Genomic DNA, 16,417 nt, shown 5'->3' with positions numbered 1-16,417 from the left:
ATGACGCATAAAATTAATAGCAATCAATCACATCCACTCGATCAATATATTGAAGATAATACAAATACTAATCCTACAGTAGCTCAAGACTTCAACCCTCAATTTAGTGATGAGGACAAGAAAAAAATAGAAACAATTAGTCAACAAATAAAGCTTTTAGACCATGATGGCTTATTACAGTTTGGTACTAACTTACAACAAAGTATGTCTCAATTTTCACATCAAATGCTAGATGAAGTTCAATCTAAAGATATGGGGCCTGTTGGAGATTCATTAAGTCAATTAATGGGCAAATTAAAGTCAGTTAATCCTAATGATTTAGATCCAAATAAACAATCTAAACTTAAACGTATATTTAGAAGAACAAAAGCTTCAATTAATGAAGTCTTTTCAAGAATGCAATCAGTAAGCTCTCAAATTGATCGTATTACGATTCAACTAGACAAACATAAAGGGAATCTAACTAAAGATGTTGAATTATTAGACGGTTTATATGATCAAAATAAAAAATACTTTGACGATGTAACTTTATATATTGCTGCTGCACAACGTAAGAAACAACAGATTCAATCTGAAACAATACCTGAACTACAAGAGAAAGCTCATAACTCAGGAAATCAAATGGATATTCAAGCTGTGGCGGATATGGAACAATTTGTAGATCGTTTAGATAAACGTATTTATGACTTACAATTGTCTAGACAAATTGCTATTCAAACAGCTCCACAAATTCGTATGATTCAAAACGTGAATCAAGCATTAGCTGAAAAAATTCAAAGTTCAATTCTCACAAGTATTCCTTTATGGAAAAATCAAATGGCAATTGCCTTAACCTTAATGAGACAACGTAATGCAGTTTCAGCACAGCGTGCCGTAACAGATACTACAAATGATTTACTCACTCAAAATGCTTCAATGTTAAAGCAAAACGCTATTGAAACTGCCACTGAAAATGAGCGTGGCATCGTTGATATTGAGACTGTGAAAACAACTCAAAATGACATTATAGAAACAATTGAACAGACATTACAAATCCAACAAGATGGTCGTCAAAAGCGACAAGCAGCTGAAAAAGAGCTTAATGGCTTAGAAAACGACTTGAAGCAACATCTATTGTCAATGAGAAAAGAATAATAATTGAAAAAGGCACTCGTATTCTTTAGTGATGGTTAAAATCACTTATGGTACGAGTGCCTTTATATATATTTAAGTTTTAGTTGTTATTATCTTCTTTTTGATAAACTATAAAATCTTGTTTAACGAAATATGAAATAATATAACCAAAGATGGTTGCTATTACCGCGATTGGAAACCATTCAAGTGAATGCTGTTTAAGTGGTAAATGGTCTATAAATGAAATTTTAAACCATCCTTGAGTAGTAATAAGACTTAATATAGATTCTATTGCAACAATAAGCAATGGAATTTGTTGCGCAATTGGTTTCGTCGGTATAAATCGAGCCACTAATATTAGTAAAACAACTGTTATAGCTATTGGATATACAATACTTAATACAGGTACTGACATAGATATAACTGAATTTAATCCTTGATTGGCTATGATAAAGCTTATTAATGTAAATAATATTACATAAACTTTATAAGAAATTTTAGGGAAAACTCTGTGGAAATATTGACTTACTGAAACAATAAGACCACAAGCTGTAGTTATACAAGCTAATGCAACGATAATTCCTAATAAATATTTACCGAAGGTACCAAATCCCTTCGCAGCCATAGTAGTTAGTAAGTATGTACCAATATTTTGATCATTAGCAGTGAGTTCTTTCATCTTTCCTGAAGTAATATGCATATGATTTCCAATAAATCCTAATGAAATATATATAAAGATTAAAGCTGTAGCAGCAATAAGTCCTGCAATCACTGTTTGCTTAAATATTTTATCAGAATGTTTAATTCCGGTAGCTTTAATAGCGTTAACAACAATCATTGAAAATGCAATTGCAGCGATTGCATCCATTGTTAAATAACCTTGAGTAAACCCTTGTGAAAAACCGGAAAAACTTGAATGGAATAATTTTGTATTACCTTCTCCGGGAGCATTACTTCCAAAGTCTATAAATCCTTTTATAATCATAGCTAATATAGTTATTAATAACAATGGAGTTAACAATGAACCAATGCGATCTATCATTTTATTAGGATTAAGACATAAATAAAGCACAATTAAGAAGTAAATAATAGTGAAAATTAATAATGCTATATTCCCATTAGTATTAGCGATTGGCGTGACAGTCATTTCAAATGAAGTCGAAGCTGTACGCGGAATCGCGAACAAAGGTCCTATTGTTAAATAGATAACAATTAAAAAGATTAAAGAGAATTTTGGTGAAATTTTATTAAAAGCACCGATATATCCTTGATGATCTAGTGCCCCAACAACGACACCTAGTAATGGTAAACCAATACCAGTTAGTGCGAATGCGAGTATAGCTGGCCAAAGGAAATGTCCACTATCAAGGCCTAGATTCGTTGGAAAAATAAGGTTCCCTGCGCCAAAAAACATAGCGAACAAAGTAAAACCTATAATCCAAGTGTTTTTATTCATAATGCTGCTCCTTTTTATCTAATAATGCAACATTAAACATTCTATCATAATCAGGAATTATAAGTCTATATAATTTCAGAAAATTTAAAAACTTATACAAATTTAATTGGTAATTATTTAAAATATATGGTTGAATGCCATTTATCAACTATTAAATACATACAATTAATTTTGATGTTTAATTAGTGTGATTATTAAAATGATTTAAGTAAAAGTTTCTTCAATAATGGAGATAAAAGGCTTGGTAAGTGTTCAACGCCTTCTACAAATATTGAGAATTGTCCATAAATATTATGAATCGTTTGTTCAATATCTTCAGTAATAGCTTCTTGACTCAGAAATACATTAAAGACTTCAATACCAAATTTACGAGCAGTTTCTACGGCTTCATACGTATCTATGATGCCATCTTGGCTATAGTTAAATGCAGATGGTTCTCCATCCGAAAATACAATTAAAAAACGTTGTTGATGACTACGTTGTAGTAGTCTTTCACTAGCTATCCGAATAGCTACACCATCACGATTATCATCTTGAGGTTCTAAAGACATGATACGTGGGCCTTCTTTTTCAAAAATTGAATAATTATAATTGATAATTTCATCTATAATATTTGGTTGTTCACGATCATCTGCTTCGAATGCATCCTCATTAAAAGCTAAAATTTCGTGTTTAATGTTTAACGATTTCAAAGTTTCATGGAATAGTACAACGCCCTTAATGGTCTCATCCATTTTATCGTGCATGCTTGCAGACGCATCAACTAACAATGTGAACGTTGCATCAAATGTTTTACTTAAATCCTGCTTTTTATAAAATAATTTATATTGATCATCGATAAACCAATTGATTAAATCTTTTTGAAGACGCCCTTTAGTTAGATTATGACGTTCATCTTGATGCTCTCTATCGATTGTCTTTTTAATGATTTGAATAAGATCCTTGATTTCAAATTGAACATCATTTTTAGAATGTTGATAGTCTAAAATATGTTGTGGTTGGATGTTTGGAACCTTCCATTCAACTTTTACATTTTTATTAATTCCTTCTAGTGCAAATGCTTGATTCTGACCTATGAAACCACCTTCATCATGGTCTAAAGTGTTCTGAGAGCCCTTGCCTTTCTTAGTCATCATATCTGTTATATCGTCTGTGGAATCCCCTTCACGAGCAGTATCATTATCAGCTATCACTTCACTGTTTTCTCCCTCGTGAAGTTCCATCTCTAAGTAAGCGCCACCTTTAGTTTCGCTATCCGCTGCTTTAGTTTCAGCTTCAGCTGTTTCAGCATCTTCTTCAGATTGATGTTTATCGTTACCATCTGTATTACTCGCGTCAGTTCTTTTCAAGTCCTCAAAGGTGGTTGCTTGAATGTCTTCATACAGTTTTTGAGGTAAATAATAATATTCATTTAACATATCTTCTTTAAGCAAATCATCTACCTGATACATCATACGTTCAGCCAGATACATGTTATCTTCTGAGGTTTTGTTTTGGAAAATATTTGGCAAATACTGATACATATTCACTAGTACATCATCAAATGTCGGATGAATTGATGGTACGTCATAGAAGTTTTGACTAAGAAAAGCACGTTCTAAATTGAGAAATAGCAAATCAGTGAATACAGTTTTAGTTTTATAAACATTAATTTGTGAATCAGTAAAAGCTAACCGAGTATCCAAGCGTAGATCTATATACTTAGCAGTGCTAGGACGTTCTTTTCGAATAAGTTCGAGAATACGTACATCTTCAAGTAACTTAAATAATTGATGGAAAAATTTAGTATGATGAAAATCATCATTATGTAAAACATGATTAACAATGTCTATATCTATATGTTGATATCCATATGCAGCGAGTAAAACATCAGTTTTTAAGCCGGCTTGCTCAATGTGATGCGGACGGTGTGACCAAAACCAACTTGTGATTAGGGTATTGCTGAAAGGATTGTAAAAAGGAAACTTTTGTATTTTCACTTGTGTTTGTTCATCTTTTAATAATAGACGAGCTAAGTCTTGTAACATCATTACCTGCTTAGCATCTAACTGTTCATCGTTGAATTTTATAAAACGATCACTCATAAGTATCCCTCTTTAAAAATTTAACTCAATCGCATTAATAATTGCTTGTTGTTCACGCTCATCTTCTAATTTATCGATAATTGTTCTTTTAATTGCACGTTCGATTGGAATCACTGTAGCTAAATCACTTAAATCTATGAGGACACGAATACTAGCAGCTTCCTCAGAAATTTGTCCTTGTTTAGTCATTGTTCTTAAGTCCTCATTAAATTTAATGATTTGTTCAATTACTTTGTCATCCTGTAATCGACTTTGTTCTTTTATAACAGTCTTTAAAATATGTCCATCTATATAATCTACTTCTATAACGATAAAACGGTTTTTAAGTGCCTCATTCATTGGTAATGTGCCTACGTAACCTTCATTAATTGCTGCTATCACATTGAAGCCAGGTGCAGCTTTAATGACCTCACCTGTATATGGATTAGTAATTTGACGGCGATAGTCTAAGACACCATTAAGAATCGGAAGCGTTTCTGGTTTAGCCATATTAATTTCATCGATATATAAAATATGTCCTTGTTTCATAGCTTTAATTACAGGCCCATCAATGAAGACAATTTCTTGTTGCCCCTCTTCGTTAGTTTGAATTGTCTTAAATCCAAGCAAACTTTCAGTATCTAAATCGACAGAACAGTTAACCTGATGCATTGGACGTCTAACTTCATCGCTTAACGTTTCAGCAAGTTTTGTTTTTCCTGAACCTGTAGGTCCCTTAAGTAAAATATTTTTATTTAATTCAAATAGAACTTTCGCATCTTTAAATACTGATTCATCAGAATTTTTATAAATTGATTTAGTCATAATTTCCCGTCCTTTATGTATAAAAAGAGACTAAGACAATTAAGTCATTATTGACCTGTCTTAGTCTTATTAATAATTAAATACACGTACTGTTACTTTACGTAATAAAACTTAAACTTCTTTGAAGTAATCTTTATAATAGCCACCTACTAAACCAGAATTATCAACGATTTGATAATACTCTTCGGTTACATTAACAACATCATATTGTTTACCTACAGTCAGCATATCAGCAACTGTAAATTTCTTCGCATCTGTATTCGTAACTTCTACCTTTTTAATAGGTGTACGTTCTTTCCAAGTTTCATGTAACATTGTATAACCTTCCTCTATTTAAAATGATTTACTTTTCAAGGGTGAAAATAAATGAAATACCACTACTTTCGGTGATTCTTAACGATTCAGATTCTTCTTGTTCCAAGGTTTGATACGGTATTCCTATTTCATCTAATTGTTCTTTGGCTTGAACAAATTCATTTCGGTGATGTGTAGAAAATTCAACTTGTTCAACTGGTCCATACTCTGAAAGTTGTGTTTCCTCATGTGCTTGGTATAGGTGTAATTCTCCGCCTAAGCCACCTTCTCCAATTTTGAAAACTTGGATATTTTCATTAGCATCTTCACTTGGTAGATATTCAGCAAATAAATCTAATCCAAATACTCTCGTTAAAATTGATGTAGTGATTGATAATTCATTGACTTTAAGAATAACTGGTCCTAAACCTTGAATTTGGTGAAGAGGATTTACAGAACTATCAAAAGATGGCATACCTAGCCCGACTCCAGTATTGTGTTCATTGGAGTAGATATCATAAGTTTGATGATTATCATCTTCAAAACTAAAATGTTTATTGCCATTGAGTTCAGTAAATGAGCTATAATTAATATTATGATTTGAAAGTATGTTTTGATATTCATCTAGCCCTAAATCAGATGGTGTTCGTAGTCCTATGCTATCAATATGTTGATTGCTATAGTCCTTATTAGAAATTTCAACAAAGTGAATGCGAGTACCTGGACTTAAGTTAGCATCTCCAAATCTTAAAGCATTTTCATTTTTATCGGAATATTGTAATCCTAGAATATTTCCAAAAAGTTCTTTCGTTTTAGACAGGTCACTTGTTCCTATAGTGACACTTCTAAGTCCGCTCATAAACTGACACCCCTAGTTTTTGTCTTTACAATCCTTATTATAACGTATTTTAATGCGAATGAATATGATGAACCCTCATTCTATATGAGTTAATTTATGATTCAGTATTGTCATTAATTTGAAAGTTATCATTTCGCATTGGATAAAATATTTGTATATATTAAAATATAATAAATGACATGTATAAGGAGGCGTACATATGTCTAATTTGTGGATAATATTTGCGATTACAGTTTTAATAGCTGTTTATTCAGGTATACAAGTATTTACTAATTTAAACAATAAGCAGAAGTCTAGTTTTAAATATTTCACAATTGCATTTATTGTTTGTGTCATTCTTGCAATTATTGAAATCATATTCCTAGCTCGATAATTAATAATAGCGTCCTAACCTATTTGGTTAGGACGTTTGATTTTGATCTAATTTAGAAAAGATGATGAGATTGAGTATGAATAAAATGATAATGTATATTAACGTCCATAAAGTTAGTAATAAAAGCACATCATAATTGGGGTTGTCAGAATGATACAACTTTATTAAATCACCTATTGGTGGTATAAGCCATAAAATATATTTTATAAATGGATAGGATTGTATTAAAATCGGACGTAATATACTTACCACTCCAATTAGACTAATAAGCAACCACATGTATTTTTTAGAAATCACATTAAGATTTTTAATTAAAGTGGAAATCAAAATACATATCATACATACAATAAGATGCAAAAATATGGCTAATACACCCTGTTTAAAATAAATGTGATTTTTGAAACTACCTAATAGTAACGGATATATTATTGAAAATACAATTAATACACAATTAATTAAAAATATAAATAACCATTTAACTATGAGATATTTGAGTTTAGATTCTAGTTGTATAAATAATAAGTATTTTTCATTTAATGACTCTAAATTTAATATATTTAATGTTAACCAACATGTAATGATAAATAATCCTAAACAGCTAGATGCATAGCTAGATAATATAGGTTGTTCATTATATAAATATTGAAGAATAATCCAAATTACAAAAATCATCATTGGAGGTATAAATTGGTATGAGCGCAAGTAATTTTTAAACTGATATTGTATAAAAGCAATCAAAAGTGGATCACATCCTTAATTTCAATGATCTCGCACTGATGAGTAATTAATTGCATTAGCAATTCATTTAAATGTTGCTGATGCGTTTTTATATACACCTTATTGTTTTCAGTATAGATGTTTGTGATATTTTTATAATTAGTTAAGCGTTTAGTAATATTTGAATCATAGTTAATTACTATAACTTTAGCAGCAGTATTAGAAAGATTATTTTCTACTTTGAGATTACGAAATTTACCGGTCTCAATATTCAACGTATGAGTGATGATATGGTTGTGATGATGAAATTCATGAGAAGTCATGATAACAGTAGCAGATAATTTTAACTCAGCTAAATTTTTTAATAGAAAATCTGTTGTCTCTTGATCTAATCCAGAAAATGGTTCATCTAATATATATATGTCTGCACTTTTAGTGAGGCATTGTATAATATTTACTTTCTGCTTAGTACCTTTAGAACAGTCTTTTAATTTACGATTTAAAAATGGAGTAAGATTTAAATGTTCGATAAAATAATGAACTTGCTTTCTTGACTGTTTATATGAGTTAAATTTTGATAAGAATCTCAAATATTCCCTGATAGTTAAATTTAAGTTTCCAGGAAAAACATCTATTGCATAACTGACACTTCCCGAAATGAATAATGATCCTTCATAATGATTAATTAATCCAGTAATTATTTTTAAAGTGATACTTTTTCCAGAACCATTATGTCCCTCGATTAAAGTTATTGAATTCTTAGGAATATTGAAATTTATATTATGGATAATCATATGATTATTTATCTTCTTAGTTATATGATGCCCTTCTATTATGTTATAAGACATATTAAACTCCCAATAATTGTGACTTATCTTTATTTCTATATATCTTAGCATTAATCATAATAAACTTATCATACTTAAGTTATATTCAAGTAAAAAATACAACGACGTTTAACGACGTTGTATGAGTATTAATAGATTGTATTAAGTTCAGAATTATGATTCTAGTAGTAAATCTTCTGGATTTTCAATTAATTCTTTGATTGTTTTTAAGAATCCAACTGCTTCTTTACCATCAATGATTCTGTGGTCATAGCTTAACGCTAAGTACATCATTGGACGATTTTCGATAGTATCTTTGTCAATTGCAATTGGTCGAGTAATGATTGAGTGCATACCTAAGATAGCAGCTTGGCTACCGTTGATAATTGGTGTACTCATCATTGAACCGAAGATTCCACCATTAGTGATAGTAAATGAACCATTAACCATATCGTCTAGGCCTAATTTTTTATCACGTGCTTTAACTGCTAAGTTCGCAATTTCTTGTTCAATTTCAGCAAAGTTTTTCTTATCACAATCTCTAACGAATGGTACTAATAAACCATCATCAGTAGATACGGCAATACCGATATCATAGAATTGTTTTGTAATCATATCTTCGCCGTCAATTTCAGCGTTAACTTCTGGATATTTCTTAAGCGCTGCGACTGCTGCTTTAGTGAAGAATGACATGAAACCAAGTTTAGTACCGTCATGATCCTTCATAAATTGTTCTTTTTTACGTTTACGTAATTCCATAACATTAGTCATGTCAACTTCATTGAATGTAGTTAACATTGCTGTTTGGTTTGACACTTCTAATAATTTTTTAGCAGCAGTTTTCTTACGACGAGACATTTTCTCACGTATTACTGGCTTAGACGGATTATCGTTAGATTTTTTAGAGCCACTATTTTGTGATTTGCTTTCGCTTTGAGATGGTTGGCTAGCTTGTTTTTGACTGTTATCAACGTCGTCTTTTCTTAAAACGTCATTTCCTTTACCAGAAACTTCGCTTAAATTAACACCGTTTTCGCGTGCATGACGACGAGCAGAAGGTGTAGCATTTACACGTTGATTACTGCTATCTTGGTCGTCTAGTTTATTATCTGAAGATGATTGTGATTGTTGTGATTTATCTTGAGATTCGCTAGCATCTTTAGATTCTTCTTTTTGTGGAGTTTCATTTGAAGAACCACTTGATGCGTTGCCACTGCCTTCACCAACTACGGCTACAGCTTGACCTACTTCAACTGTATCTCCTTCTTCAGCTAATTGTTCAGATAGTACGCCTGCTTCCTCTGAAACTACTTCAACGTTAACTTTATCTGTTTCTAATTCTAAGATAGCTTCACCTTTATCGACGCTATCTCCAACGTTTTTTAACCATTCTGCAATGGTACCTTCTGTGATTGATTCAGCTAATTCTGGAACTTTTACCTCTGGCATACTTTATTTCCCCCTAGTTAATTATTAATGCTACTTTCAATAATTCTGTTTTGAACAAGTTTATGAATTTCTCCATCACCTTCAGCAGGTGCTGCCCTTTGTATTCTACCATGATAGCTAAGGTCATATCTATCAGCAACAAGTGCTCTAAGATAAGGATAAACGAATAACCATGCACCTTGGTTTTTAGGCTCTTCTTGAACCCATGATACTTCTTCAAGATTTGGTAATGATTCAAGTACTTCTTGAATTTCTTCTTCAGGGAATGGATATAATCTCTCAATTGCAACAATTAAAGTAGATTCGTCTGGATTTTTCTCTAAATGTTCTTTTAAGTCTATAAACATTTTACCTGAAGCTAAAATCACTTTCTTAACTTTTTCTGCATCATGTTCTTCGGTGATAATAGGTTTAAAACCACCAGAAGTAAATTCATCGATAGGTTTAGCAACAGTTTTATTACGCAATATACTTTTCGGTGACATGACGATTAATGGTCTCATTTCTTGAGAATCAAGACTTGCTGCTTGAGCACGTAATAAGTGGAAGTAGTTACTTGAGCTAGATAAGTTCACTACTGTGCTGTTATTTTCAGCGGCAAGTTGTAAGAATCTCTCTAAACGAGCTGAAGAGTGTTCAGCACCTTGACCTTCATATGAATGAGGTAAGAATAATGTTAAGCCTGAACGTTCTCCCCATTTGGCACGAGAACTAGATAAGAAGTTATCAAAAATCATTTGTGCCATGTTAGAGAAGTCACCGTATTGTGCTTCCCAAATGTTAAAGCTATTTTTATTTTCAACATTATAGCCATATTCGAACCCAACAACTGCTGCTTCAGAAAGCGGTGAGTTGTGAATATCAAACGTCGCTTGCTGATTTGGGACATGATGTAATGGAGTGTATGTGTCGCCATTCTCTTCATCATGCAACACAGCGTGTCTATGACTGAAAGTACCACGTTCACTATCTTGACCAGTTAAACGAATTGAAGTGCCATCTTGTAAAATAGTTGCAAAGGCAAGTTGTTCTGCTTGAGCCCAATCAACTAAGCCGCCTTCTTTTTCAAATGGTTCTCTACGTTTTTCAAGTACTTTGTTCAATTTTTTAAGAACGTGGAAATCTTCAGGATAAGTTAGCATAGCGTCATTAATTTCTTTTAAGTGATCAAATGAGAAGTCTTTGTCATCACTTTGCAATGGCAATTGAAGTGACTCAGGTTTTTCCATGTCTGGATTATCCATCTTATCAGACTTATCAATTTTATCATGCGCTGCACGCATTTCTTTTTGAACACTATCGATAACGTCATTCATTTCGTCTTCAGAAATGATGCCGTCTTCAACTAACTTTTTACCATAAAGCAATTCAACTGATTCATGTTTACGAATATTATGGTAAGGAACTGGGTTTGTAATTGAAGGCTCATCCATTTCATTATGACCATAACGACGATAACCAACTAAATCGATAACAACGTCTTTATGGAACTCTTTACGGAATTCCATCGCGATATCAATCGCTTCAATTGTTGCTTCAACATCATCTGCATTAACGTGCAAGATTGGAACATCGTACCCTTTTGCAACGTCAGTAGAATATGTTGTTGAACGGCCGTCAGTAGGTTCAGTTGTGAAGCCAATTCTATTATTAGTAATAATGTGTAATGAACCACCAGTAGTATACCCTTTTAAGCTACCTAAGTTCATTGTTTCAAAGTTAATACCTTGTCCTGGGTAAGCAGCATCACCATGAATGATAATTGGCATGGCTTTATGGAAATCAGTTGAAGGAGAACCTGCTTGATGCGTCTCATCTTGTGCAGCACGTGTTCTACCTTCAACAACTGGAGCAACAATTTCCAAGTGACTTGGGTTGTTAGCTAAAGAAATACGTTGTTCAGTGCCATAAGAATCAGTTGTCTTCACGCCACCTAAGTGATATTTTACGTCTCCAGTCCAACCTGAAGTAAGTTCTAAGCTACCGTCTTCTGGTAAGAATTTCATCGGATCTGTATGCATGAATTCTGAAATCATCATTTCGTATGGTTTCTCAAGTACGTGAGTTAATACGTTTAAACGACCACGGTGAGCCATACCGATTTGTATATTTTTAATTCCCTCGTTACCCGCTAAAGTAATTGTATGCTGAAGCATTGGTACTAACGTGTCTACCCCTTCAATTGAGAAACGTTTTGCACCTACAAAGTTTTTGTGTAAGTATTTTTCAAATCCTTCGACATGTGCTAATTTTTTGAAAAGTTCTTTTTTCTGATTATTGTTTAAATTCGCTTTATAAGGCATTTCGATACGTCTTTTCAACCAAACTCGCTCTTTGTTGTTATTAATGTGAGTGTACTCAAAAGCAATTGGCCCTTTATAGCGTTTTTCCATACGAACTATCGCTTCATAGGCATTGTCATAAATATCTTCAAAGTGTTCTGATACAATACCAGCTGATATTTGTTCCAAAGTTTGTTGATCTAAATCAAAATCTTCAATTCCTAATTTAGGGACATGTTTACGCTCTGGAGGATTAACTGGATATATGCCTGCTTTTAAATGTCCGTATTGTCGAATGTTATCAATTAAGCGCATTACACGTTTAATAGTGCTATCTCCCGCTTGTGAACCACTTCCTCCAGTGGCCGGTTTAGCCTCGACATGAGCTTCACCTGTTTTAATTGTACTAAATAAGACTTGTAAATCTTCTGGAACTGATGATGGATCTTGTAGGTAATCATCATACAAATCTAGCATTAAACCGAGATTTGCACCGAAGTTTACAGGTGCCTCTGTAACTTCTTTTTTGTCCTTAGTCATTTTTACACCCTCCACAAAAATGTTGAAACGCTTACAAGATAATAATAGCATTATTTCAAATTTTGTTAAAGTGCATTTACCTATTAATATACAAAAAGCAGAACCAAATATAGATCGGTTCTGCGTTATTTTGAAAATTGCATTGAGTTGCGTATTTGAAGTTGTATTTTATACCAATTTTTAGCAATCTAAATTCTCTAATTTCTTTTGAATTCAAACGGTTCTAACCTTACTTTATAAAGGGAAATTAATCTTAAATGTCGTAAATTTTTGAACTTCACTTTCTACCTGGATCGAACCACCATTTAATTGCACAATTTTCTCAGCGATTGATAAACCTAAACCATTTCCACCCTGACTACGGGCACGAGATTTATCAACTCTGTAAAATCTATCGAAAATGAAATCTAAATCTTGTTTAGGAATACCCATGCCGTGGTCTGTAATTTCGATACTGATGACTTTGTTCTTTAGAGAGGTATTGATCATTATATATTTATTATCAGTATCATACTTCATTGCATTATCTAGGAAAATAAGTAATAATTGTTCAAATTGATGTCTATTCATTTTCATTTGTATTGGCTTATTGGACAAGTGCGTTTCAAATTGGTAATCAGGATGTAAATGTCTTAATGACTTCACGCGTGATTGAATCTCATTGTTAATGTCTACATTTTCAGCTTCAAGAACATGACTATTCACACTATCTTTAGTCAATAAGAGTAATTCTTCGACAAGTTTAGTGATTCGATTGACTTCCTCTATAGAAATATCTAGAGATTCTTCAAGAATTTCTGGGTCTTTCTTCCCCCACCTCTGAATTAAGTTGAGATGACCTTGAATGATTTGTAAAGGTGTTCTTAATTCGTGAGAAGCGTCTTCAACAAATTGTCGTTGCTGATTAAATGATTCTTCAATTTGGTACATCATGTCGTTAAATGTAACGATAAGATTATCTGTCTCTTCGTAATTAGTTGTTAATTCTAGTTTCTTTTGGAAACCATCGCGCCTAATTTGATTCATCTTGTTCGACATAGTCACAATGGGTTTTGTGATTTGAGATGAGAAGATATAACTAATTCCAGCAGTTATCACAGTAGCGATTAAACCGAATGCTAAAGCTACTATATATAGTGAACGTACAAGATTGTCATAATTTTGTAGAGAATGTACTAGTACACTGTATCCATTAAAATCTTTCGAATGAATGGGTTCAGTGATTACTAAGTAATTAATGCCATGACTATTATAGATGTTTATACGTTCTGGATGGTTCATATCAAATTTCTTATTGTAATTAACGATATTGTCATTTGATGTTTGAATTAACTTCTTCCCTTTTTCATCATATATAATGACTTCTTGAAAGTTTTCTAATGAAGCATTTAAATCAAGTGCTGATATTTGAGCCAAAGATTTAGAATGAAATAAATTCGCAATATCAGTAGAACTTCTTTCAGCTTCATCAAGTTCGCTATTTCTAAGAGTATCTTTTAAGAAAAAGATAATAATTAAGCAAAATAGTAATATAGTGGTAAACGTAATGAGTGTCGTTATGATCATCCATTTATATTTTAATTTACGACGTTTGATCATCTAATCACGTATCCTACGCCACGTACAGTTTCGATAGATTTCTCCTTATTAAAAGGCTTTAATTTATTGCGTAAATATCGAATGTAAACATCAACAACATTTGTTTCTACTTCGCTGTTAAATCCCCATACGTGGTCTAAAATTTGCTCACGCTGCATCACGTGATTTCTATTTTCAGCTAAAACATATAACAAATCGTACTCCGTCTTCGTCAGTTCTAGTTGAGTACCATCTACAGTCACCTTGAAGGCATCTTTGTCAATAATAATGCCGTTAATATCGATAACATTTTTCTGCGGTTGTCTACGTAAAATAGCTCTTATACGAGCGAGCAACTCTTCAATATCGAATGGTTTGACGATGTAATCATCTGCACCATAATCTAATCCGGCTACTTTATCATATGTTTCACCTTTAGCAGTAATAATGATGATAGGTGTTGATTGTTCTTGGCGAATTTGTCTACAAATTTCTAAGCCATTAATATTAGGTAACATTAAATCCAATATAATAAGATCATATGATTTATTAAGTGCTTTATCTAAACCCGTGCGTCCGTCATATTCTATATCAACGTTGTAATCTTCATGTTTAAGTTCAAGTTCAATAAATCGAGCAAGATTCTGCTCATCTTCTACGATTAAAATATTTGTCATATTTGCACCTCATGCTACATCTTAACTAATCAAGTATGAATGAAAAAGATGTAATCCCTAATTGTTATGAATTGTTAATAATTAATCTATATTTACTTGATTCATTTTACCATATATCAATTGTAATTGATGAAACATTATAATGAGGTTATTGCTGAAAATGATAGCTTTTCAACGTTGTTATGACAAGGATTTTATACATTTATAGGGAATTTATAGAAAAAGTTTATGTTTCTAATTGACAATGATTCTCAATCATGTATAATACTAGTTGAAAATGATTATCAATACCGAATAGAACATTCCCCCCACATATATTTCGTTCTTATTGGATTGGTCATTTTCAATTATCCCCTTTTATATGCCCGTAAAAGACTAACGTTGAGAAACAACGTTTCAATAAAGCAGTAAACCTTTGACACTTGAGGTTTACTGCTTTTTAGTTGCTCTTTCGCTTTAGCGATTAGAGCAACTTATACTTGAGCGAAGCCTCAAGTGTTTCCAACTTATCTGGTTGCTAGTGGCACTTATACTTGAGCAAAGCCTCAAGTGTTACAAAAAATATTTTCGCTTTAGCGATAAGCTTAACTAATATTTTAAATTTGTAACCATGATTTATGATTAAAATGCTCCATATCCTGTGGCTTAGCGTAATCAGAAATCATATAATCAATCTCACTAAATTCACTAATACGATACGATGCACGAGCATCTCGTTTACTACTATCTGCTAATAAATAACTTAATTGACTTTGTTGAATCATAATTTGACTGACGTGTGCTTCCTCTAAATCGAATTCATAACAATCGTTCTTATCAAATGAACCACATGAAATAAAGGCTTTATCAAATTTGAAACGTTGCAATAATTCGTTTGTTAAATGTCCCTTTACTACATCTTGCTCAGTATTTGTCTTACCTGCGAGCATAATAATTTCGCCTTGAATACGTTGCTCCTCTATTGCACGATTCAATTCATTTGCAATCTTTAGGGAATTAGTGATTATAGTAGTTTGTATAATATCATTTAAATACTGAGGAATTCGACCTGTTGTCGTCCCACCATCTATAACCACGATTTCTCCAGATTGAATTTGTGAAGCTGCTTTTTTTGCTATTCTTTCTTTCACATTTGATTGTTTCTGCCATTTATTCGCGTATGATTTCTCCTTGTTAATATGATTATATTTAACTGCCCCACCGTGCGTGCGAGTAATAAGTTTGTCATATTCTAATGTTTCTAAGTCTTTTCTCACAGTTTCAGGTGTGACTTGTAAAAATAATGCTAAATCTTTAACAGCAACCTCACCGTACTGATCAACACGTTTACGTATAAGGTTTAATCGTTCTTTTCTCTTGTACAT

Annotated in this window: 13 protein-coding genes and 1 pseudogene; 2 read left to right on the top strand and 12 right to left on the bottom strand. The window is 32.3% G+C overall.

What is annotated here, in order from left to right; genetic code table 11:
- On the top strand, positions 1 to 1,134 hold the full coding sequence (locus HMPREF2706_RS07255) for a toxic anion resistance protein (RefSeq protein ID WP_049428705.1): 1,134 nt from the start codon (positions 1 to 3) through the stop codon (positions 1,132 to 1,134).
- 79 nt (positions 1,135 to 1,213) lie between these two features.
- Here the strand turns inward: HMPREF2706_RS07255 and brnQ are convergent, their stop codons facing one another.
- The 5 genes from brnQ to HMPREF2706_RS07230 all read right to left on the bottom strand — a co-directional run bounded on the left by brnQ (position 1,214) and on the right by HMPREF2706_RS07230 (position 6,610).
- Positions 1,214 to 2,569 carry a branched-chain amino acid-like transporter carrier protein BrnQ3 gene (gene brnQ, locus HMPREF2706_RS07250; protein WP_049428639.1) on the bottom strand — a complete coding sequence of 452 codons (1,356 nt, stop codon included), beginning with the start codon at positions 2,567 to 2,569 and terminating at the stop codon, positions 1,214 to 1,216.
- A 194-nt stretch (positions 2,570 to 2,763) separates the two neighbouring features.
- On the bottom strand, positions 2,764 to 4,653 hold the full coding sequence (locus tag HMPREF2706_RS07245) for a vWA domain-containing protein (RefSeq protein WP_049428640.1): 1,890 nt from the start codon (positions 4,651 to 4,653) through the stop codon (positions 2,764 to 2,766).
- Between the two features lie 12 nt (positions 4,654 to 4,665).
- Positions 4,666 to 5,457 carry an ATP-binding protein gene (locus HMPREF2706_RS07240; protein ID WP_049428642.1) on the bottom strand — a complete coding sequence of 264 codons (792 nt, stop codon included), beginning with the start codon at positions 5,455 to 5,457 and terminating at the stop codon, positions 4,666 to 4,668.
- 111 nt (positions 5,458 to 5,568) lie between these two features.
- Positions 5,569 to 5,772 carry a DUF6501 family protein gene (locus tag HMPREF2706_RS07235; protein ID WP_049428644.1) on the bottom strand — a complete coding sequence of 68 codons (204 nt, stop codon included), beginning with the start codon at positions 5,770 to 5,772 and terminating at the stop codon, positions 5,569 to 5,571.
- Between the two features lie 28 nt (positions 5,773 to 5,800).
- Positions 5,801 to 6,610, bottom strand: a complete 810-nt coding sequence (locus HMPREF2706_RS07230) for a VOC family protein (protein WP_070862292.1) — start codon at positions 6,608 to 6,610, stop codon at positions 5,801 to 5,803.
- 199 nt (positions 6,611 to 6,809) lie between these two features.
- Here HMPREF2706_RS07230 and HMPREF2706_RS07225 point away from each other — a divergent pair, with 199 nt between their 5' ends.
- Positions 6,810 to 6,983: a hypothetical protein gene (locus tag HMPREF2706_RS07225; RefSeq protein ID WP_002433919.1), complete on the top strand. Its 174-nt coding sequence runs from the start codon at positions 6,810 to 6,812 to the stop codon at positions 6,981 to 6,983.
- Positions 6,984 to 7,717: 734 nt separating this feature from the next.
- On the opposite strand, the gene HMPREF2706_RS07215 is transcribed toward HMPREF2706_RS07225, so the two are convergent.
- From HMPREF2706_RS07215 to HMPREF2706_RS07190, 7 genes and pseudogenes are all read right to left on the bottom strand, one after another.
- The gene (locus HMPREF2706_RS07215) at positions 7,718 to 8,494 is read right to left on the bottom strand and encodes an ATP-binding cassette domain-containing protein (protein ID WP_256322949.1); all 777 of its coding nucleotides are present in this window, start codon (positions 8,492 to 8,494) and stop codon (positions 7,718 to 7,720) included.
- 207 nt (positions 8,495 to 8,701) lie between these two features.
- On the bottom strand, positions 8,702 to 9,976 hold the full coding sequence (gene sucB / locus HMPREF2706_RS07210) for a dihydrolipoyllysine-residue succinyltransferase (RefSeq protein WP_049428653.1): 1,275 nt from the start codon (positions 9,974 to 9,976) through the stop codon (positions 8,702 to 8,704).
- 17 nt (positions 9,977 to 9,993) lie between these two features.
- A complete protein-coding gene (locus HMPREF2706_RS07205; RefSeq protein WP_049428655.1) occupies positions 9,994 to 12,798 on the bottom strand; it encodes a 2-oxoglutarate dehydrogenase E1 component in 2,805 nt (934 codons plus the stop codon).
- Positions 12,799 to 13,032: 234 nt separating this feature from the next.
- The gene (locus tag HMPREF2706_RS07200) at positions 13,033 to 14,397 is read right to left on the bottom strand and encodes a HAMP domain-containing sensor histidine kinase (RefSeq protein ID WP_002433583.1); all 1,365 of its coding nucleotides are present in this window, start codon (positions 14,395 to 14,397) and stop codon (positions 13,033 to 13,035) included.
- On the bottom strand, positions 14,394 to 15,053 hold the full coding sequence (locus HMPREF2706_RS07195; protein WP_002433827.1) for a response regulator transcription factor: 660 nt from the start codon (positions 15,051 to 15,053) through the stop codon (positions 14,394 to 14,396). The genes HMPREF2706_RS07200 and HMPREF2706_RS07195 overlap by 4 nt, the downstream gene beginning before the upstream one ends.
- Before the next feature lie 229 nt (positions 15,054 to 15,282).
- Positions 15,283 to 15,394, bottom strand: a pseudogene (locus HMPREF2706_RS12380) (hypothetical protein); the annotation flags it as partial.
- Between the two features lie 255 nt (positions 15,395 to 15,649).
- Complete coding sequence (locus HMPREF2706_RS07190; protein ID WP_002433585.1) at positions 15,650 to 16,417, bottom strand: DeoR/GlpR family DNA-binding transcription regulator; 768 nt, start codon at positions 16,415 to 16,417, stop codon at positions 15,650 to 15,652.

The organism is Staphylococcus sp. HMSC067F07 (assembly GCF_001837405.1).
GTDB lineage: Bacteria > Bacillota > Bacilli > Staphylococcales > Staphylococcaceae > Staphylococcus > Staphylococcus capitis.
This window is presented reverse-complemented; position numbering and strand designations above follow the sequence as displayed.

Coding starts and splice junctions, on each gene's coding strand:
- HMPREF2706_RS07230 (WP_070862292.1), bottom strand. CDS start 6,610: ATGAGCGGACTTAGAAGTGTCACTATAGGAACAAGTGACCTGTCTAAA.
- HMPREF2706_RS07245 (WP_049428640.1), bottom strand. CDS start 4,653: ATGAGTGATCGTTTTATAAAATTCAACGATGAACAGTTAGATGCTAAG.
- sucB (WP_049428653.1), bottom strand. CDS start 9,976: ATGCCAGAGGTAAAAGTTCCAGAATTAGCTGAATCAATCACAGAAGGT.
- HMPREF2706_RS07190 (WP_002433585.1), bottom strand. CDS start 16,417: ATGTACAAGAGAAAAGAACGATTAAACCTTATACGTAAACGTGTTGAT.
- HMPREF2706_RS07205 (WP_049428655.1), bottom strand. CDS start 12,798: ATGACTAAGGACAAAAAAGAAGTTACAGAGGCACCTGTAAACTTCGGT.
- HMPREF2706_RS07240 (WP_049428642.1), bottom strand. CDS start 5,457: ATGACTAAATCAATTTATAAAAATTCTGATGAATCAGTATTTAAAGAT.
- HMPREF2706_RS07215 (WP_256322949.1), bottom strand. CDS start 8,494: ATGATTATCCATAATATAAATTTCAATATTCCTAAGAATTCAATAACT.
- HMPREF2706_RS07195 (WP_002433827.1), bottom strand. CDS start 15,053: ATGACAAATATTTTAATCGTAGAAGATGAGCAGAATCTTGCTCGATTT.
- HMPREF2706_RS07200 (WP_002433583.1), bottom strand. CDS start 14,397: ATGATCAAACGTCGTAAATTAAAATATAAATGGATGATCATAACGACA.
- brnQ (WP_049428639.1), bottom strand. CDS start 2,569: ATGAATAAAAACACTTGGATTATAGGTTTTACTTTGTTCGCTATGTTT.
- HMPREF2706_RS07255 (WP_049428705.1), top strand. CDS start 1: ATGACGCATAAAATTAATAGCAATCAATCACATCCACTCGATCAATAT.
- HMPREF2706_RS07225 (WP_002433919.1), top strand. CDS start 6,810: ATGTCTAATTTGTGGATAATATTTGCGATTACAGTTTTAATAGCTGTT.
- HMPREF2706_RS07235 (WP_049428644.1), bottom strand. CDS start 5,772: ATGTTACATGAAACTTGGAAAGAACGTACACCTATTAAAAAGGTAGAA.